The following is an 18359-nucleotide window of genomic DNA, read 5'->3' on the forward strand; positions in this document are numbered from 1 at the left end:
CATAGCCCGACGCCCATCTGAATTCCGTTTGAGGTCCGTCGTGCCGCTTTGACCTATCCGTTGGGCGGCGCCTGCTGCTGGTTCGTCGGTGGCACGTTGTTGTTGCCGCCATGCCCGCGGCCCCCGTTGTCCCCCTGGCCCGGGCAGAACGGCGGGGTCAGGCACGGCTGCTGTTGCTGCTGCTGTTGCTGCTGGTCTGGCGGTGGCGCCTGCGGCTGCGGCGACTGCTCGTTGCCCTTGGTCGCGTCACCGACGTGCTTGGGATCCGGCAGCTTCACCTTCTTCATGCCCTTGGACGCGAGATCCATGTACGTCTTCCAGACCGTACCCGGAAGGTCGGCGCCGTTGATGTCCTTCAGATTGCCGTTGTCGTCCTTCCACTTGACGATCGGATTCTTCGGGTCACGGCTGCCGATGTGCACCACGGTGGCCAACTGCGGGGTGAAGCCCGCGTACCAGCCGTCCTGGTTGTGGGCGGTGTTGCCGTACTGCCAGGTACCGGTCTTGGCCGCCGCCTCCCGGCCACCCGCCAGCTTGTTCTTGGACAAGCCGTTCTGGATCACGCTCTGCATCGCCCAGGTCTCGTCGTCGATCTCCTGCTGGGTCAGGTGCGCCGTCTGCGCGGTGTTGGTCTGCCGGAGCCGCTCCTCGTAGACGAGGTTGGAGCCCTGGTAGACCTTTTCGACGAAGTGCGAGGGCGCCGAGATGCCGCGCGCCGCCAGGGTGGCGACACCGGTCGCGTTGTCCAGCACCGTGGTTCCGTACTGACCGATCGAGAGCTCGTTACCGAAGTACTTCGGCGACAGCTGCGCCCCGGTGTAGTTGGCGAGGTCGAAGCGCTTGTCGATGGTGCTCTTCGGGTTGGCGGGGTCCGGCACCGGCGCCCACAGGTGCTCGATGCCCATCGCCTTGGCCATGTCGATGATGTTGCTGGCGTGCACCACGTCGCCAACGCCGAAGAACACGGTGTTCATAGACTTCTGCAGCGCCATCTGCAGGGTGCAGACGTACTTGACGGGTTGGGTGTTCGCCGGGCAGCTGTCCCCGGCGCCGTCCGCGTTCGTCACCGGGCCGGCGGGACTCTTCGCCGTACGGTTCTGGTCCGGGAACTCCACCTTCGGTGCCCCGTTCCAGTACGAGTCGATCGAGATGCCCTGACTCAGCGCGGTGGCCAGGGTGTAGAGCTTGAACGTCGAACCCGGCGGGAAGTGGGCACCGGTCCAGTTACCGTCGCCGAGGACCGGGTCGTCGTAGATGCCCGCGTAGTCGAGGCCGGAACCGTCGTGGCCGCCGAAGTAGGCTTTCACCCGGCCGGTCGAGGGTTCGATGGTGACCAGGGACGCCTGCAGGTTCGTCGGCTGGCCGCTCATGACCGACCCCTTGACCTTGTCGTCCGCGGTCTTGATCGCGTCCTGCTCCATGTTGTAGTCGATCGTCGTGATGATCTTGTAGCCACCGGTCTTCAACGTCTTCGTGTTGGCCAGTGCCTTGACGTCCGTCTGATGGCTCAGCTCAGCCATCACCTGGTGCAGGATGAAGCCGGTCGGCAGGTCCAGGCCGTACTGGCTGGCGTCCATGGTGTCGGCCGACGGCTTGACCCAGTCGGTCGGGTACGTCAGCTTGCTCGCATCCGCCTGCGACATGAACTTGAGCTTCACCATGTTGGGCAGGATGTAGTTGCCCCACCGGTCCTTGGACTGGGCCAGGCCGTACGCCGGGTCGTAGCCGGGCGACGCGCTCGGATTGTTCAGGTCCGCCGGCTCGGGCTGCTTGATCACGCCGGCGATCAGAATGCCCTCGGCGGGAGTCAACTGGCTGACGCTCTTGTGGAAGTACGCCTGTGAGGCCGCCTCGATCCCGTACGCACCGCGTCCGAAGTACACGGTGTTGAGGTAGGCGTTCAGGATCTGGGCCTTGCTGTAGTCCTTCGTGAGCTTCATCGCGATCACCGCCTCGCGCAGCTTCCGCGCGTACGAGATGCCCTCCAGGTCGGCCATCTTCCGCGCGTACTGCTGGGTGATCGTCGACGCGCCCTCGCGGTCGCCACCGGTCACGTTGTTCACCAGCGCGCGCATGATGCCTCTGAAGTCCACGCCCTGGTTCGTGTAGAAGGTGTTGTCCTCGGCGGCCACCACCGCGTCCTGCACGTACTTCGGGATCTGGTTGATCCCGACGTTCGTCCGGTTCTGATCGCCGATCTTGGCCATCTGGTGCTGGCCGTCGGCGTAGTAGATCGTCGTGGACTGTGCCGGCGTCGGCAGGGCGTCGGGCATCTTCACGCTGTCGAAGTAATAGGTACCGCCGACGACGATGACGCCCGACATCATGATCAACAGAGCGGCCGCGGCCAGGATGATGTTCCGCCGGCGGGTCCGCTTGCTCGTCTTCTTCTTACCGCCGGCGCCTCCCGCGCCGGCGCGGCCCCGACCCGGTCCGTTCGGGCCTCCCGGCCCGCCCGGCCCCGAACCGTCCGGGCCGACCGACGCACGGCCGACGGTCGCCCGGCCGGCCGGGGAGCCGCCCACCGAGGCGCTGCCCACAGAGGCACTACCGACAGAGGCGCTACCTACCGAGGCGCGGCCGGCGGACGCCCGGCCCGCCGATGCCCGACCCGACGAGGCGCGTCCGGTCGACGCGCGGCCGGTCGAGCCGTAGTAGTCGTCCTGAGAGCTGGCCGGCCGGACCGAGGCACGCCCCGATCGCCCGGACCAGTCGCCCTCGTCCGCCCGCCCCGTACCTGGGACGCTCGCTGAGCCGCCGACCGACGCGCGGCCCGCGGAGGCACGACCGGCCGAGGCTGAGGCCCTTCCGGCACTCGACCGTCGCCCGGAGTCACCGTACGAGTCGTATCCGCTGCGGGAACGGTCGGCGCGATCGTCGTACCCATCGTCGGAACCCGGGGGACGGGCCCGACCGTGGGCAGCATTGTTCGAGTCGCCGTAGGACGGATTCATCTGTCACACCCTGCCGGTCGGGGTGGCGAGGGGAGAGACACCACCCGGTTGCCATGAGCGATGCTGCGAGGCTGCCCCATTCGTCGCGCGGACCTGCACCGCGATGTCGGGGTAGCACCACTCAGGCGGATCGGACGGACGCGGCGACGGTGCCACGTCCGAATAAACGGGACAAATTAGGTTTCGATCGTGCGACTCATCCGCGGTCCGTGGGTTCCGGAAGCCGGCCGGGTGAGAGAACGTCATTCCGCGGCCTCGCGTCGCCGTCGAGTCGACGTGGGCGCGTTCGGGCCAGACTCGTCGAGCCCGGAACGGCCAAGCAGGTACTGCTCGACGAGATGGTTCCATCCGCAGCCGCGGCACACTTCCACCACGAACACCTGGAACTCACGGAACGTCATGGCGAGGACGGGCAGTTCGGTCTTGGACCGGGCCTGTCCGGCGGACTGCTTGAGTTCGTCGCCATAGATGTAGTGGACGTGCGTCAGATTCTCCCGGCGACAGACCGGGCATCGGTCGTCGGTCAGTTCGCCGTGGAAGCGAGCAGCATTTTTCAGGTATGGCGAGGCATCGCAGACCTCGTAGATGCCCACCCGCCCCGAGTGCACCTCACGCAGCAGCGCTCGCTTCTGAAGCGAGTAGTCCACCACCTGCCGCTGCGTGCGCATGCGCACGAGGGTACGCGCCTCCGGCCGGACGGGCGAGTTCGTGACTGTCCGTAACGCGACCGTGTGCGAAGTGGAATTGCCGGAGTCCGGGTCCGCGAGTAACGTACCGATGTATCGGTCCGATACATCGAGAGGAGGCCGCCGGTGCTTGATCTCGCCATTCTCGGCCTCCTGCACGAGACTCCGATGCACGGATACGAGCTGCGCAAGCAGCTCGGCACCAAGCTCGGAGCGATTCGGGCGGCGATCTCCTACGGCTCGCTCTACCCGACCCTGCGACGGCTGCAGGCCGCCGGGCTGATCACCGAGGGGGCTCCCGCCGAGCCGGTGACCGCCACCGAGGTACCGGCGCTGACCACCCGCCGCGGCCGGGTTGTTTACAAGATCACAGCCGAGGGCAAAGAGCGCTTCCAGGAGATGCTCGCCCAGGCCGGTCCGGAGACGTATGAGGACGCCGGCTTCGGCGTGCACTTCGCCTTCTTCGCCCGCACGGATCAGGACACCCGGTTGCGGATCCTGGAAGGCCGGCGGCGGCGGATCGAGGAGCGCCGGGAGGGGCTGCGCGACGCGCTGACCCGGGCCGCCGAACGGATCGATGCGTACACCCTTGAACTGCAGCGACACGGCCTCGACGCCTGTGAGCGCGAGGTTCGCTGGCTGGAGGAGCTGATCGCTACAGAGCGCTCCGGCGGCCAACCCGGTCAGAACAGTCGGGCAACGCAGCCCGCTGGGCCGGGCGAGTCCAACACAACACCGCCTCCGCCTGGATCATCCAGACATCTGCCGGAGCGGACCGAAGATGAAGAAGGAGGCTGATCAGATGGGTTCGATCCGCGTGGCCATCGTCGGCGTCGGAAACTGTGCGTCATCCCTGCTCCAAGGGGTGGAGTACTACCGCAACGCCGATCCGAGCGAGCGCGTCCCGGGTCTCATGCACGTCAACTTCGGCGGCTACCACGTCTCCGACGTGGAGTTCGTCGCGGCGTTCGACGTGGATGCCAAGAAGGTGGGGCAGGACCTGGCCGAGGCGATCGTCGCCAGCGAGAACAACACCATCAAGATCTGCGACGTACCGCCGACCGGGGTGCTGGTCCAGCGTGGGCCGACGTACGACGGCCTGGGCAAGTACTACCGCGAGACGGTGACCGAGTCCGACGAGCAGCCGGTCGACGTGGTGCAGGCGCTCCGCGACGCCCGGGTCGACGTGGTCGTGTCCTACCTCCCGGTCGGTTCCGAGGAGGCGGACAAGTTCTACGCGCAGGCCGCGATCGACGCCGGCTGCGGCTTCGTCAACGCGCTGCCGGTCTTCATCGCGTCCGATCCCGCGTGGGCGGCCAAGTTCGAGGCGGCCGGCCTGCCGATCGTCGGCGACGACATCAAGAGCCAGGTCGGGGCGACGATCATCCACCGCTCTCTGGCGAAGCTGTTCGAGGACCGCGGTGTCGAGCTGCAGCGCACCTACCAGCTCAACTTCGGCGGCAACATGGACTTCATGAACATGCTGGAGCGTGATCGGCTGGAGTCCAAGAAGATCTCGAAGACCCAGTCGGTCACCTCGCAGATCCCGCACGAGATGGAGAAGGCGAACGTCCACATCGGACCGTCTGACCACGTGCCGTGGCTGCTCGACCGCAAGTGGGCGCACATCCGGCTGGAGGGCAGGGCGTTCGGCGACGTACCGCTGAACGTAGACCTCAAGCTGGAGGTGTGGGACTCGCCGAACTCGGCCGGCATCATCATCGACGCGCTGCGGGCCTGCAAGATCGCTATGGACCGGAAGATCGGCGGCCCGATCATCTCCGCGGCCAGCTACTTCATGAAGTCCCCGCCGGTCCAGTACGCGGACCCGGACGCCCGGGAGGCCGTGGAGAAGTTCATCCGTGGCGAGGTCGAGCGCTAGTCCTCTCCGCTGCGTGACGCGGCGGGATCCGGGTGCACCGGGTCCCGCCGCGTCGTCGTGTCGGTGGGTTCCTGTCGCGATCGTTTGCCGGCCCGCGGGCGAGCCCGACGCCGTCGATTTTGGCTTATGTCCTGATACGCGGAGAAACGCCCGTCCTATTTGCGGCATAGGTACTCTGGACCCGGCAGGCTCTGCTGTCCATAGTGAGGGAATGGCCAAGGCCGATGTATTTGACAGGGTCGCCGCCGACCTCGCGGACGGCCGCACCCAGCCCGCGATCCAGCGGCTGGGAAGCCTGGTCGCGACCCACCCGACCGACCTCGACCTGCGCCGTCGATTGGCCTCGGTGCACCGGATGACCGGCAACCGCATCGAGGCGGGCCGCTGGAGCTACCTCTACGCCGACGCGGACCCGGAGGAGATCCAGGCGTTCGAGCGGGCATTCCCGTCCCCGGCCGTCCGGCTGCGCAAGCTGCGCTGGCCGGCGCGCAACGGGTACGCGGCGACCGAGTTCGCCCGCCGGCGCCTCACCGAACTGGCGGAGGCGGCCGCCATCACGGGCAGCCCGGACGCGCGGACGCGGATGGCTCGGGTACTGCTGCGGCGGCGCCGGTACGCGATCGGCGCCACCGTCGCGGCGCTGCCGTTCGCGGTGCTGGGTGCGGTCACCGTGGTTCAGTGGATCGTGGGCTGATCGTTACCGTCGCTACTGGCGTCCTTGGATACGGCTGTCCGACCATCGATATGTGGCAAAACCCGACGTGCTTGCCCGGGTACAGAGCGACCTCGCACACGGTCGCACTCACCAGGCCACCCAGCGGTTGCGCACCTTCCTCGCCAACCAGCCGGATGACCTGGAAATCCGCCGAGCACTCGCCGCGATCTACCGGCGCACCGGCAACCTGGCGGAGGCCGGTCGCTGGTCGTACCTCACCGACGAGGTACGGCCGGAGGAGATGGCGGCGTTTGAACGGGCGAACCCGTCACCGTGGCTTCAGCTGCGACTGCTTCAGTTCACCGCCGATCCCCGGATGCTGTGCGAGGCTGCCCGGGCACGGCTGATGAGCCTCGCGGAACGGGCGCAGCGGGTCGGCCCGCCGGACATCTGGTCGGGACCGGCGTCGCTGGAGCACCCGGCCCGCCGCAGCAACACGGTGCCCTGTCTGTTCGTCATCGTCGCGCTGACGGTGTTCGCGGTGCTGGCGGTCATCGGGGTCTACCGGGCCGTGGTCTGGATCTGGCAGTTCTGAGCCGACGCGAGGGCTGTAATACATAGCCTCTGTTCGCCTCTTCTACACCGGCTCGGCCAGGCCCAGGCAAAAGCCCAGGCTGTAATACGCGGCCTGTGCTCGCCTCTACCAAAGAGCGGCTCCGGCTCCGCTCAGGCTGTAACACGTGGCCTGTGCTCGCCTCCACCAAAGAGCGGCTCCGGCTTCGCTCAGGCGAAATCGCGCTCGATCCGCACCCGCGCCTCCAACTCCAGCAGGAACCGCTTGCGCGGCAGGCCGCCGCCGAACCCGACCAGCTTGCCGCCCGCTCCGACGACACGGTGGCAGGGGACCACGACCGGCAGCGGATTGTGGTTGCACGCCGTGCCGACCGCCCGGGCCGCGTCGGGTTCGCCGACGTCGGCAGCGATCTGCCCGTACGTGCGCATCTGCGCGTACGGGATGGCGGCGATCGCCCGCCACACCGCCCGCTCGAAGGCGGAGCCCTCGTTGACCGACAGCGGCAGGTCGAACTCGGTCAACGCGCCGGAGAAATACCTGCCCAGCTGGTCGGCGGCGTCGTCGAACAGGGGATCCGCAGCGGGGGTCCGGGTCGGCGGCGCGCCACCGAACTGGACCCGGCAGATCCCGGTGCCGTCCACGGCGATGCCGAGGCCCCCGATCGGCGTGCTCAACTCCTGCCAGCGCATGTTTCCATTGTGGCTCGCGGATCTGACAGTTTCACCGGGCGGGCCAGACGCGGTAGTCAGCCAAGGGCCCAGCCGCGAAATCGAGCCACGAAGCCCGGTTGCGAGGCCCCGCTACGCGACCCAGCCACGAACGGTACGTCCGGCGGAGCTTCGGACGTGCACGACCGGTTTACCCTCGGATCACGGACCGGATGGACTCGTTGACCACCGGCCCGGGCGCGGGAGGCGCCACGGGGATGAGCGCGCTCGTCGTCACGTTCCTGATCATCGGCGGATTCGCCCTGCTCTTACTGATCCTCGCCCTCCTCGGCGGCGGTCACCTTCATGTAGGTCACCTGGGCTTCGGCCATCTGGACGGCGGGCACCTGCACCTCGGCGACGCCGGAGGGGGCCACGGCGGCGCGGACCTGTCCCTGCCGGTCATCGCCGGGTTCCTCGGCGCGTTCGGCTTCGGCGGGGCGATCGTCGCGGCTGTACTGCCCGGGCACGGCGCCGTCACGGTACTGGCGGCGGTCGTGGTGGGGCTGCTCGCCGCCGTACCGACCGCGTGGCTGGCCGGCCGTCTGGTCCACGCCGCGATCAACATGTCCACGGACGCCACGCTGGAAAGCGACCACCTGCTGGGTGCCACCGGCGTCGTCGTCACTCCGGTTCCGTCCGCCGGGTACGGCGAGGTGCGCCTGTCCGTCGCCGGCCAGCACATGAAGTTCAACGCGCGGTGCGACCGGCCGCTGCCGCTCGGTACCCCGGTGTTCGTCATCGGGGTTCCCAGCCCGAGCAGCGTCCAGGTCGAAGAGACCCCGCCGATCACGGACGGCACCCTGTCCGCGCCCTAGGCATGCCCGCGTGGGCCCACTCGCGCCCGGGCATCCCCGCTACCGACGCCGGCGATGCCGAGATGCCGGATCCTCCCGGCACGCGCCGTCCCACGAATCGTCCCGCAGGCCGCCGGCCCGCCGGGAAGGTCAGTCATCGAAGCAGGAAGAAGGGAAATGTCACCTCTCCTCATCGCGATCGGCGGCGCCGTGCTGCTGGTCCTGCTGATCATCATGTTCGTCCTGTCCAGGATCAGCGTTGCCGGACCGAACGAGGCATTCATCGTGACAGGCCGGAAGGGGCGCGCGGTCCGGGCCGCGGATGGCTCCACGGTCCTCGACCTGTCCGGGCAGAAGGTGGTGATGGGCGCCGCGGTGTTCGTGATGCCCGTTGTCCAGCGCCTGTACCGGCTCTCTCTGTCCAGCCGGGAGATCCCGGTCTCGGTCACGGCGGCGGTGAGCGCCCAGGGCATCCGCTGCGACGCCGACGCTGTCGCGATCGTGAAGGTGGGCGGCACGGCGGAGATGATCCGGCCGGCCGCGCAGCGGTTCCTGCACCAGCAGGACCGGATCGAGGGCTTCACCGGTCAGGTGCTCTCCGGCGCGCTGCGCGCCGTGGTCGGCCGGCTCACCGTGGAGGAGATCATCCGTGACCGGGCGGCGTTCTCGGCCCACGTCGCCGAGGAGGCGGAGCGGGCGCTCACACACCAGGGCCTGGTCCTCGACGCGTTCCAGCTGGAGGACATCCGGACCGCCGGCTCGTACCTGCAGGATCTCGGCCGGCCCGAGGCTGCGCGGGTACTCAAGGCCGCGGCGATCGCCGAGGCGCAGGCCCGGCAGACCGCGGAGACGGAGCGGATGAAGGCGGAGGAGGCCATCGCGTCGGCCGAGCGCAACCTGGCGCTCAAGAAGGCCGAGGTACAGGCCGAGATCGACGCGGCGAAGGCGCGCTCCTCGGCGGCCGGCCCGCTGGCCGAGGCGGAACGCCAGCAGGCGATCCTCTCCGAGCAGCAGAAGGTCGCCGAGCGCAACGCCGAGCTCAAGGAGCGGCAGCTGGACACCGAGGTCCGCAAGCCGGCCGACGCCGCCCGGTACAAGACGGAGCAGGACGCTGAGGCGGCGCGCAACGCGGCGGTGCTGAGGGCGGACGCGGAGCGGCAGGCCACCATCGCGGCGGCGCAGGCGCAGGCGGAGCAGGACCGGCTGGTGGGTGAGGGCGAGCGTGCCCGGCGCGCCGCGCTGGCCGAGGCGGCCGCGATCGAGGGTGCCAAGCAGGGTGAGGCCGAGCAGCGGCGCCGCACGGCGATCGCCGACGCGGTCGAACGGGAAGGCACCGCGGAGGCGTCCGCCATCCAGGCCCGGGGCCGGGCGGAAGCCGAGGCGATGCAGGCCAAGGCGGAGGCGTTCGAGCAGTACGGCGAGGCAGCGGTACTGGACCTGCTGGTCCGGATCCTGCCGCAGGTGGTCTCGGCGGCCTCGGCACCGATGAGCGCCATCGACAAGATGACGGTCATCTCCGCCGACGGTGCCTCGTCGCTGACCCGGTCGGTGGCCGCGAACGTGGCGCAGGGGCTCCAGCTGGGTACCGACCTGACCGGCGTGGACCTGGGCGCGCTGCTGGCCAAGCTCGGCGGCAAGGTCGCCGGTAACGACACGGACGACGACCCCAAGGTCATCTCTCCGGCGCCGAGTCGGTAGCCGGCAACGCGGGTGCCGCCCGGTGCGAACCGCCGGGCGGCACCCGCGCGCTACCCGGGCGGTTCGTACTAGATCGCCCGCTTGGGGTGGATACCCCCCGTAGGCTCGATCCGTGCCATCGTCCGGTACCAGGGGGAACCTCCGCGCGATCATGCGCAGTCGAGGGTTCCGCCGGCTCCTGGCGGTACGGCTGATCAGCCAGCTCGGCGACGGCGCGTTCCAGGCGGCGCTGGCCGGCAGCCTGCTGTTCAATCCGCAGCAGGCGACCGACGCGCTGTCGGTGGCCAGCGGTTTCGCGGTGCTCCTGCTGCCCTATTCGGTGATCGGGCCGTACGTCGGCGTGGTACTGGATCGGTGGAGCCGCCGTACCGTGATCTTTACGGCCAACCTGATCCGCGCCGTACTCGTGCTTCCCGCCGCGCTGCTCATCTGGTGGGGGCAGGAGGACGTGCCGTACATCCTGCTCGCCCTGCTGATCATCGGGATCAACCGGCTGTTCCTCTCCGGGCTCTCCGCGTCCATGCCGCACGTGGTACCCGAGAACCGGCTGGTCACCGCGAACGCGCTGGCCAGCACCCTGGGTACGTTGATCTACTCGCTCGGCCTCGGGCTCGCCGCGCTGGTCCTCGAGGTCACGATGCACAAGGACTTCCACGGGTACGGGGTACTCGCGGTCGCCGGTGCCGCCGGGTACGCGGCGTCCGCCCTGCTGGCCCGGTACTCGTTCGGGTGCGACGAACTGGGGCCGGACGACGCCTGCCGGCAGGGTACGTTCGTCCGCGCGCTGGTGGACGTCGCCACCGGTACCGTGGCCGGCCTGCGTCACCTGGCGTCGCGGCGCACCGCCGGGTACGCGATGCTGGGCCAGTCCCTGCACCGGGGCCTGTATGGCGTGCTGACCCTGGCCACCCTGCTGCTGTACCGCCACTACTTCTACGGCGGTGACTCGGGCAAGGCGCTGGCCGGACTGGCTCAGATCGTGGTGGCGGGCGGCTTCGGCTCACTGCTCGGCGCGTTCATCACCCCGCGGGTCGTCCGGCTGATCGGCGGCCACCGGTGGATCGCCGTACTGTTCGCCGGATCCGGCATCATGGTGCTCCTCGGCCTGCCGTTCCAGCCGGCGTTGCTGGTGGTCGCGACGTTCGGCGTCAACATCGCGTCGCAGGGCACGAAGATCGTGGTGGACACCTCCCTGCAGCGCGAATGCGCGGACGAGTACCGGGGTCGGGTGTTCAGCGTCAACGACACCACGTTCAACCTGTTCTTCGTGGTCGGGCTGTTCATCGCCGCGCTGACGCTGCCCGGCAACGGGCACTCGATCCCGGCGATCGCGCTGGTGTCGGGCGGTTACCTCGCGCTGGCCGGCTGGTACGCGCTGGCCGCCATTCGGGGACCGCTGGCGGTGGCGTCGGGCTGATCGGAGTCATGGGACCACCGGCAGATCGGGAGACCGGTACGCCCGGCCGTCGGAGGTGATCGCCGCGCTCCCGTACCCGTCGAGCCGGGCCAGCCAGGTCAGCCCGGCCTCGCCCATCGCCATGGCGGCCGTCGCGTAGGCGTCGGCGGTACCCAGGTCCGGCCCGACGACGGTGACCGAGGCCAGTGCGGTCGCCGGTCGGCCGGTACGCGGATCGATGATGTGATCGCCCCGCGCGTACCGGCCGGAGGTCGCCACCGCCAGGTCGGTCACCTCCAGTACCCAGGCCACCCGGTCGGGCTCGAACGGATGCTGAATGCCGACCCGCCAGCCGCGGTCCTCGGCCCGGCCCCGGGCGCACAGGTCACCCCCGGCGTTCAGGAAGTGATCGGTAGCGCCCGCGGCGACCAGGCGGTCAGAGGCCACCTGCACGGCCCAGCCCTTCACGTACCCGGACGGGTCGAGCCGGCCGGTCGCGTACACGTCGAAGTACCCGTCGGTCTCCCGCCACAGCTCGGCACACCGCTCGAGTACGGCGGCCAGCTCCGGTCCGGGCGAGCGGAGGGCGGCACGGTTCAGCCGGGACACCTCGCTGTCCTCCCGGTACGTGCTGAACACCGCGTCCACCTGCCGCAGCCAGTCGAACGCCTGGTCGGCCAGCGCGCCGGCCTCGGGCAGGTCGGGCAGCTGGAGGCTGACCGGCATGCCCATGACCTGCTCGACCCGGCGCACGGTCGGATCAGTCGGGGTCGCCGGAGGCGGAGGGTTTCGGCTCGATGCCCTGCTCGCGAGCCCACCGGTGCAGTTCGGCCACCGCCTCGTCGTGCTCCAGCGGGCCGTGCTCCAGCCGCAGCTCCTTGAGGTGCCGCCAAGCCTTACCGACCAGCGGGCCGGGCGAGATGTCGAGCAGCTCCATGATCGCGTTGCCGTCCAGGTCGGGCCGGACCCGGGCCAGGTCCTCCTCCGCCTCCAGCCGCGTGATCCGCTCCTCCAGCGCGTCGTAGTCCGTGGCGAGCGCGGCCGCCTTGCGCCGGTTCCGGGTGGTCACGTCGGAGCGGGTCAGCAGGTGCAGGCGGGGCAGCAGGTCACCGGCGTCGGTCACGTACCGGCGCACCGCCGAGTCGGTCCACTCACCCCGCCCGTACCCGTAGAAGCGCAGGTGCAGCGCGACCAGCTCGACCACGGCGGTGATGACGTCCTTCGGGTACTTCAGCGCCTTCATCCGCGCCTTGGTCAGCCGGGCGCCCACCATCTCGTGGTGGTGGAAACTCACCCGGCCGTCCGGGCCGATCGCCTTCGTCGCCGGCTTGCCGACGTCGTGCATCAGCGCGGCCATCCGCAGGATGAAGTCGGCGCCGTCCTTCTCCTGCCGGATCGCGTTGCGGAGCACGATCAGCGTGTGCTCGTACACGTCCTTGTGCTGGGCGTGCTCGTCGATCTCCAGCTTGAGCCCGGACAGCTCGGGCAGGAACTGGTCGGCCAGCCCGGTGTCGACCAGCAGCCGGAGGCCGGCGACCGGATCGTGCCCGGCCAGCAGCTTGGTGAACTCGTCCCTGATCCGCTCCGCCGTGATCCGCCCCAGGTCGGTGGCCATCTCCGTCATCGCGGTCACGACCGGCGGAACGACCTCGAACTCGAGCTGCGCGGCGAACCGGGCAGCGCGCAGCATCCGCAGCGGATCGTCGCCGAAGCTCTGCCGCGGCGTGCCGGGGGTGCGCAGGACGCCGGCGGCGAGGTCGTCCAGGCCGCCGTACGGGTCGGTGAACGTGTGCTCGGGTACCGACACGGCCATCGCGTTCACCGTGAAGTCGCGGCGCTGCAGGTCGTCGACGAGAGTGGTGCCGTACTGGACGACGGGGTTGCGGCTCACGCCGTTGTACGCCTCGGACCGGTACGTGGTGATCTCCAGGCGCAGCCCTCGGCGCGCGGCGCCGATGGTGCCGAACTCGCGGCCGGTCTCCCAGGTCGTCTCCGCCCAGCTGCCCAGCGCCTTGAGCGTCTGGTCTGGGGTGGCGCTGGTGGCGAAGTCGAGGTCGTTGCCGAGCCGCCCGAGCAAGGCGTCGCGGACCGAACCGCCAACGAGGTGCAGCTCGTGGCCGGCGCGGGCGAACCGCTCGCCGACCTCGTCGATCACCGGGAAGACGCGCACGAGTTCGCCCAGCGCCCGGCGCTGGGCCTGGGACAGGGCGCGGGCCTGGTTGGCAGCAGAGGACTCGGACATAGCGCGGGCAAGCCTATCCGTAGCCCGGCCGGCCACACCCGCCCCGGTCCCGCCCGCGCCGCTGGTCGGCTCCGGCTGCGCCCAGTCAGAGCCCACGCGGACTGTGCTCGCCTCCGCCACAACCCGGCTCCGGCTGCGCCCAGTCAGAGCCCAGCCTCAGCCCTTGTTCGCGCCCAGCGTCAGGCCGGAGACGAACTGCCGTTGCAGCGCGAAGAAGACGATCAGCGTGGGTAGGGCGACCAGCACCGATCCGGCCGCCAGCAGGTTGTAGTCCGTGAAGAACTGGCCGCGCAGGTTGTTCAGCGCGCTCGTGATCGGCAGCTTGTCACCGGTCGACATGAACACCAGGGCCCACAGGAAGTCGTTGTAGATCCAGGTGAACTCCAGCGTGGCCAGCGCGCCCAGGGCCGGCCGGGCCAGCGGCAGGATCACCCGCCAGTACTGGCGCCACACCCCCGCCCCGTCGACGACGGCGGCCTCGGTCAGCTCCGACGGGATCGTCTGCATGTAGTTGTAGAGCACGAACACGCAGAAGCCGGTCTGGAACGCCACGTGGATGGCGATCACGCCAAGGTACGAGTCGTACACCGTGCCCGACTCCGACAGCCAGTACGGCAGCGGAATCTTGGTATACAGCGTGTAGAGCGGCGTGACCATGACCTGGGGCGGCAGCAGGTTGCCCGCGGTGAACAGGATCAGCAGGAACTTCCGCCCCGGAATCTTGAAGCGTGCCAGGGCGAATGCCACGAACGAGGCGAAGAACAGCGTCAGTACCAGCGCCGGCGCCGTGATGATCAGAGTGTTCAGGAAGTACTTTCCCATCCCACCCTGGCTGAACGCCTGCGAGTAGTACTTGAACGACAGGTGGTGCGGCAGCGACATGTACCCGTACTTGGCGGTCTCCTGATACGGGCGCAGCGACGCGTACACGGCCAGCAGCAACGGGGCCAGCCAGCCCAGCGCCACGATCGTGAGGACGATGTACAGCAGGATCCGGGCCGGGCGTACCGGCCGGCGGTTGGCCTTCCCGGTCGCGTCCCGCCGCCGGTCGATCACATCCCGGGCCGCGGCCGAGGTGGTGGTGGTCATCGCCGGTCCTCCCGCAGGATCTGGGTCAGGTACGCGATCACGAATCCGAGCGAGGTCACCAGCAGGATCACGGCGATGGCCGACCCGAAGCCGATCCGGCTCGCCTCACCCACGATGTTCGCGGTCACCAGGACGGAGAGCAGTTCGAGCCCGTTGCGGCCGGAGTTGACCGCGTACACGATGTCGAACGCGCGCAGCGCCTCGATCACCGTGATCACCAGGACGATGATGTTGATGGGCCGCAGGGTAGGGAAGATCACCCGGAAGAAGGTCTGCCGCTCGTTGGCACCGTCGATCGTCGCGGCTTCCTTCAGCGCCGGGTCGACCGACTTGAGGCCCGCCAAGTACAGGATCATCACGTAGCCGACGTGCCGCCAGGCTGCCGCGGCGAGGATGGCCCAGATGTTGATGCTGGGATCGCCGAGGAAGTCGATGGGGTCCGCGGTCCGGCCGAGCAGTGAGTTCAGTGCGCCGTAGTCGCGCGAGTACACCAGTTGCGCGATGAAGCCGACCACGGCCAGGGACAGCACCACGGGCATGTAGAAGATGCTCTGGTACACCCGGGTGAACCTGATCCGCTTGTCGAGCAGCACCGCGAGCAGCAGCCCGAGCGGCGTGGCGAACACCCCGAGCGTGGCCAGCCACAGCAGGTTGTTACGGACGGCCCGCCAGAACGGCTCGTAGATCGTCACGATCTCGTGGTAGTTGTGCAGCCCGACCAGCTGCGGCGAGCTGAAGCCGTTGTAGTCGGTAAACGACAGCCCGATCGAGGTCAGCGTCGTACCCCAGATGAGCGCGATGTCCAGCAGCACCGGGAGGCCGATGAGCACCGCGAGGATGATGATGTCCCGCCGGGTGAAGCGGCTCAGGCGCCGGCGCCGACGGGCCACGGAGGCCTGCGGAGCCGGCGCCTGGGCGCTGACTTGAGTCGACGTCACTCCGACCTCAGTTGTCCGTGGCGAAGATGCTCTTCGCCTGAGCGTCGATGTTCTTCAGCAACGAGTCGATGTCCGAGGGCTTGTTGATGAACGACTGCAGGCTGGGGATCATCACCTGGGAGGCGAAGTCCGGCCGGGTGTCGCGGTCCATGAACTGCGAGATCTGCTTGGCGCCGGCGATGTACGCCTGGCACTTCTTCTGGAAAGCCGAGAAGTTCGAGGTGGACGCGCCGGAGTTGGTGGGGATGTTGCCGTTGTCCTTCGACTGGTACGCGTTCTCCGCATCCGGCGACGCGAGGAACTTGATCAGCGCCTTGGCGGCTTCCAGGTTCTTCGCCTTCTTGGAGATCATGAAGCCGTCGATCGGTGCCTCGACCGCGTCCTGACCGAACTCCGTATTGATCATCGGGTACGGGAAGAAGTCCAGGTCGGCGGCGTCGGCCCCCTGGAACGACTGGGCGATCTGGCCCGAGCCGCAGACCATCATCGCGGACTTCTTCTGATATACCGAGTTCGCCGCGTCCTGCCAGATCCGGCCGTTGGCACCCTGCTGGTGGTACGGCAGCAGGCTGGCCCAGGTCTCGAAGACCTGCTTGACCTTGGGATCGGTCCACGACTCCTTGCCGGCCATCAGGCTGATGTGGAAGTCATAGCCGTTGGTCCGCATGTTGATCTGGTCGAACGTGCCCATCGCCGGCCAGCCGTCCTTGTCGGCGAACGCGAACGCGTCCATCCCGGCACCCTTGATGGTCTTGCACAGCGCCGTCAGCTCGTCCAGCGTCTTGGGGGGCTGCCAGCCCTTGGCCTGCCAGACGCTGGGCCGGTAGAAGACCGCCCACGGGTAGTTGTAGATCGGCACGAAGTACTGCTTGCCGTCGTCGCCGGTGGCCGCCTTCTTGAGCGCGTCGCTGAATCCGGTGAGCCCGGACCAGACGTCGGAGATGTCGGCGGCCAGCCCCTGTGCGGCGAAGAACTTCATCCGGTTGCCGGCGAACCAGCTGAACACGTCGTCCGGGTTCCCCTTGAGGTACCGGCTGATGTTCTCCTGGAAGCTGTTGTGCTCCTGAGTATTGATCTTCACCGTGACGCCGCTCGACTTCTGGTACGCATCCATGACCGCGGCGATGCCGGCCTTCGGGATGGCGTCCGAGTAGTTGGAGCCAAAGGTCACGGTCTTGCTGTTGCCCGAGGAGCCACTGTCCTTGCCGCAGGCGGCGAGAACACCGGGGATCGCGAGGGCGCCGGCTCCTAGGGCAGTGTTGCGCAGCACGGTGCGACGCGAGACGGTCGACGAGGCCAAGCGGAGCGGCTGGTCGGGCGTTGACTGCGTCATGTGCCCCTCCTAGTCGTTGACGGGACGGAGTTGGATCAAAGATTCCAACGGAACCGTTCAAAACTCACCACAGTCCAGCCCCGGTATCGACGCGTGTCAAGACTGCCCATCCATTTGTTTCGACACCGTGACGCAGTCGTGTCAGGCCAGCTATTGACGGTCATAGTGGCGTCGCGCGGGTTCGTCGCGGCCGCGTTCATGGGCGGAAGAGTGTCGTCTCGTGTTGACTAGTGGTGAAACGAGACGGCACTCTGTGGGCATGCCGACGTTCACTTACCGGATCGACGGACTCCGTCTCGGTAGTGACTCCAGCCATGAGGAGCGCGCGCCGCTATGGCGGGCGGGGGGTCCGGTGCGTCGCGGGAGCGTGCGCATTGATCCAGCCACCGCGACCGATGTTTCCTCACCCCAGTTTTCGCACAGATATCCACAAGCTCTCTCGCCGAGCCACCCCGTTCCCCGTACCGAGGTGGGGTGATGCTCGCGCAGCAGCGCCAGCAGATCATCCACGAGATGGTCCAGCGCCTCGGCGGGGTCCGGGTCGGCGACCTCGTGCGGGAGTTCGGCGTATCGGACATGACGATCCGCCGGGATCTTGAGGCGCTCGCCGAGCGCGGGCTGGTCGCCAAGGTGCACGGCGGCGCTACGACCCTGGACCAGCACTCGACCGACGAACCCGGGTTCGCGGCCAAGCTGGTCCGCCAGCGGGCCGAGAAAGAGGCCATCGCCGCCCGGGCCGCGGCGCTGGTCCCGTCGGGCACCGCGATCGCGCTTTCGGCCGGCACGACCACCTGCGTACTGGCCGGGCTGCTGCTGGACGTGCCCGGACTGACGGTCGTGACCAATTCGGTACCGGTCGCCGACGCGTTCTACAAGGCCCGGCGCGCTGACCAGACGGTGGTGCTCACCGGGGGCATCCGTACCCCGTCCGACGCCCTGGTCGGCCCGTTCGCGGTCAACGCCATCCGGTCGCTGAACGTGGACATCCTGTTCATGGGGGTGCACGGCATGAGTACCCACGCCGGGTTCACCACCCCGAACCTGATGGAGGCGGAGACGGACCGCGCGCTGGTCGCGGCGTCCCGGCGGCTGGTGGTCTGCGCCGACCACACCAAGTGGGAACTCGTCGGCATCTCGACAATCGCCGCGCTGCACGACGCGGATACTTTGATCACTGACTCGGGTCTGTCCGTCGCCGCCCGCGATCAGCTGGGCACCGAGGTCGGCGAGTTGGTCATCGCGGACTGACCGGGCCCGCTAGGCGATCGTCCGTTTACCGACATATGCGGTGAGAGCACGCACACTCCGAGAAGCCGGTCATCGGACTGGCACTCAACGGGCAAACAGCGAAGAATGGCCACCCAGGTGCGTCACTCAACCCAGGTAAGGTCGTACTCGGCACTGGCTT

The 18359-nt window shown here is 68.5% G+C and carries 16 protein-coding genes; 8 read left to right on the forward strand and 8 right to left on the reverse strand.

The window, feature by feature from the left end; translation table 11 throughout:
* Positions 1–53: 53 nt before the first annotated feature.
* Complete coding sequence (locus Raf01_RS06860) at positions 54–2540, reverse strand: transglycosylase domain-containing protein (protein ID WP_203916866.1); 2487 nt, start codon at positions 2538–2540, stop codon at positions 54–56.
* Positions 2541–3196: 656 nt separating this feature from the next.
* Positions 3197–3622: a DUF5318 domain-containing protein gene (locus tag Raf01_RS06865; protein ID WP_203916867.1), complete on the reverse strand. Its 426-nt coding sequence runs from the start codon at positions 3620–3622 to the stop codon at positions 3197–3199.
* 144 nt (positions 3623–3766) lie between these two features.
* Between Raf01_RS06865 and Raf01_RS06870 the strand changes: the two genes are divergently transcribed.
* The 4 genes from Raf01_RS06870 to Raf01_RS06885 all read left to right on the forward strand — a co-directional run bounded on the left by Raf01_RS06870 (position 3767) and on the right by Raf01_RS06885 (position 6772).
* Positions 3767–4438 carry a PadR family transcriptional regulator gene (locus tag Raf01_RS06870; protein ID WP_203916868.1) on the forward strand — a complete coding sequence of 224 codons (672 nt, stop codon included), beginning with the start codon at positions 3767–3769 and terminating at the stop codon, positions 4436–4438.
* Positions 4439–4442: 4 nt separating this feature from the next.
* Positions 4443–5522, forward strand: coding sequence for an inositol-3-phosphate synthase (locus Raf01_RS06875; RefSeq protein ID WP_203916869.1), 1080 nt, complete (start codon positions 4443–4445; stop codon positions 5520–5522).
* A gap of 211 nt (positions 5523–5733) precedes the next feature.
* Positions 5734–6216, forward strand: coding sequence for a DUF6584 family protein (locus Raf01_RS06880; protein ID WP_203916870.1), 483 nt, complete (start codon positions 5734–5736; stop codon positions 6214–6216).
* A gap of 52 nt (positions 6217–6268) precedes the next feature.
* Positions 6269–6772, forward strand: a complete 504-nt coding sequence (locus tag Raf01_RS06885; RefSeq protein WP_203916871.1) for a DUF6584 family protein — start codon at positions 6269–6271, stop codon at positions 6770–6772.
* Positions 6773–6960: 188 nt separating this feature from the next.
* Here the strand turns inward: Raf01_RS06885 and Raf01_RS06890 are convergent, their stop codons facing one another.
* Positions 6961–7440 (reverse strand): methylated-DNA--[protein]-cysteine S-methyltransferase, encoded by a 480-nt coding sequence (locus tag Raf01_RS06890; RefSeq protein ID WP_203916872.1) that lies wholly within the window; start codon positions 7438–7440, stop codon positions 6961–6963.
* A 191-nt stretch (positions 7441–7631) separates the two neighbouring features.
* Between Raf01_RS06890 and Raf01_RS06895 the strand changes: the two genes are divergently transcribed.
* The 3 genes from Raf01_RS06895 to Raf01_RS06905 all read left to right on the forward strand — a co-directional run bounded on the left by Raf01_RS06895 (position 7632) and on the right by Raf01_RS06905 (position 11370).
* Entirely contained in the window at positions 7632–8276 is a 645-nt protein-coding gene (locus tag Raf01_RS06895; protein ID WP_239133425.1) for an NfeD C-terminal domain-containing protein, read from the forward strand.
* A 156-nt stretch (positions 8277–8432) separates the two neighbouring features.
* Complete coding sequence (locus Raf01_RS06900) at positions 8433–9953, forward strand: flotillin family protein (RefSeq protein WP_203916873.1); 1521 nt, start codon at positions 8433–8435, stop codon at positions 9951–9953.
* 151 nt (positions 9954–10104) lie between these two features.
* Positions 10105–11370 (forward strand): MFS transporter, encoded by a 1266-nt coding sequence (locus tag Raf01_RS06905; RefSeq protein ID WP_203916874.1) that lies wholly within the window; start codon positions 10105–10107, stop codon positions 11368–11370.
* Positions 11371–11376: 6 nt separating this feature from the next.
* Here the strand turns inward: Raf01_RS06905 and Raf01_RS06910 are convergent, their stop codons facing one another.
* The 5 genes from Raf01_RS06910 to Raf01_RS06930 all read right to left on the reverse strand — a co-directional run bounded on the left by Raf01_RS06910 (position 11377) and on the right by Raf01_RS06930 (position 16951).
* Complete coding sequence (locus Raf01_RS06910) at positions 11377–12102, reverse strand: FAD:protein FMN transferase (RefSeq protein WP_373319480.1); 726 nt, start codon at positions 12100–12102, stop codon at positions 11377–11379.
* Positions 12103–12109: 7 nt separating this feature from the next.
* Complete coding sequence (locus Raf01_RS06915; protein WP_203916875.1) at positions 12110–13591, reverse strand: CCA tRNA nucleotidyltransferase; 1482 nt, start codon at positions 13589–13591, stop codon at positions 12110–12112.
* Positions 13592–13747: 156 nt separating this feature from the next.
* Positions 13748–14680 (reverse strand): carbohydrate ABC transporter permease, encoded by a 933-nt coding sequence (locus Raf01_RS06920; RefSeq protein WP_203916876.1) that lies wholly within the window; start codon positions 14678–14680, stop codon positions 13748–13750.
* Complete coding sequence (locus tag Raf01_RS06925; RefSeq protein ID WP_239133426.1) at positions 14677–15618, reverse strand: carbohydrate ABC transporter permease; 942 nt, start codon at positions 15616–15618, stop codon at positions 14677–14679. Before Raf01_RS06925 ends, Raf01_RS06920 begins: the two co-directional genes overlap by 4 nt.
* 7 nt (positions 15619–15625) lie before the next feature.
* A complete protein-coding gene (locus Raf01_RS06930) occupies positions 15626–16951 on the reverse strand; it encodes an ABC transporter substrate-binding protein (protein ID WP_203916877.1) in 1326 nt (441 codons plus the stop codon).
* A 477-nt stretch (positions 16952–17428) separates the two neighbouring features.
* Between Raf01_RS06930 and Raf01_RS06935 the strand changes: the two genes are divergently transcribed.
* A complete protein-coding gene (locus Raf01_RS06935; protein ID WP_203916878.1) occupies positions 17429–18199 on the forward strand; it encodes a DeoR/GlpR family DNA-binding transcription regulator in 771 nt (256 codons plus the stop codon).
* The last annotated feature ends 160 nt before the right edge of the window (positions 18200–18359 follow it).

This window comes from Rugosimonospora africana (assembly GCF_016862975.1).
Lineage (GTDB): Bacteria > Actinomycetota > Actinomycetes > Mycobacteriales > Micromonosporaceae > Rugosimonospora > Rugosimonospora africana.

Bases quoted from the DNA above. Each gene is read 5' to 3' on its own strand.
- Raf01_RS06865 (WP_203916867.1), bottom strand. From the start codon at position 3,622: ATGCGCACGCAGCGGCAGGTGGTGGACTACTCGCTTCAGAAGCGAGCG.
- Raf01_RS06875 (WP_203916869.1), top strand. From the start codon at position 4,443: ATGGGTTCGATCCGCGTGGCCATCGTCGGCGTCGGAAACTGTGCGTCA.
- Raf01_RS06880 (WP_203916870.1), top strand. From the start codon at position 5,734: ATGGCCAAGGCCGATGTATTTGACAGGGTCGCCGCCGACCTCGCGGAC.
- Raf01_RS06890 (WP_203916872.1), bottom strand. From the start codon at position 7,440: ATGCGCTGGCAGGAGTTGAGCACGCCGATCGGGGGCCTCGGCATCGCC.
- Raf01_RS06895 (WP_239133425.1), top strand. From the start codon at position 7,632: ATGGACTCGTTGACCACCGGCCCGGGCGCGGGAGGCGCCACGGGGATG.
- Raf01_RS06900 (WP_203916873.1), top strand. From the start codon at position 8,433: ATGTCACCTCTCCTCATCGCGATCGGCGGCGCCGTGCTGCTGGTCCTG.
- Raf01_RS06905 (WP_203916874.1), top strand. From the start codon at position 10,105: ATGCGCAGTCGAGGGTTCCGCCGGCTCCTGGCGGTACGGCTGATCAGC.
- Raf01_RS06915 (WP_203916875.1), bottom strand. From the start codon at position 13,591: ATGTCCGAGTCCTCTGCTGCCAACCAGGCCCGCGCCCTGTCCCAGGCC.
- Raf01_RS06920 (WP_203916876.1), bottom strand. From the start codon at position 14,680: ATGACCACCACCACCTCGGCCGCGGCCCGGGATGTGATCGACCGGCGG.
- Raf01_RS06930 (WP_203916877.1), bottom strand. From the start codon at position 16,951: ATGACGCAGTCAACGCCCGACCAGCCGCTCCGCTTGGCCTCGTCGACC.
- Raf01_RS06935 (WP_203916878.1), top strand. From the start codon at position 17,429: ATGCTCGCGCAGCAGCGCCAGCAGATCATCCACGAGATGGTCCAGCGC.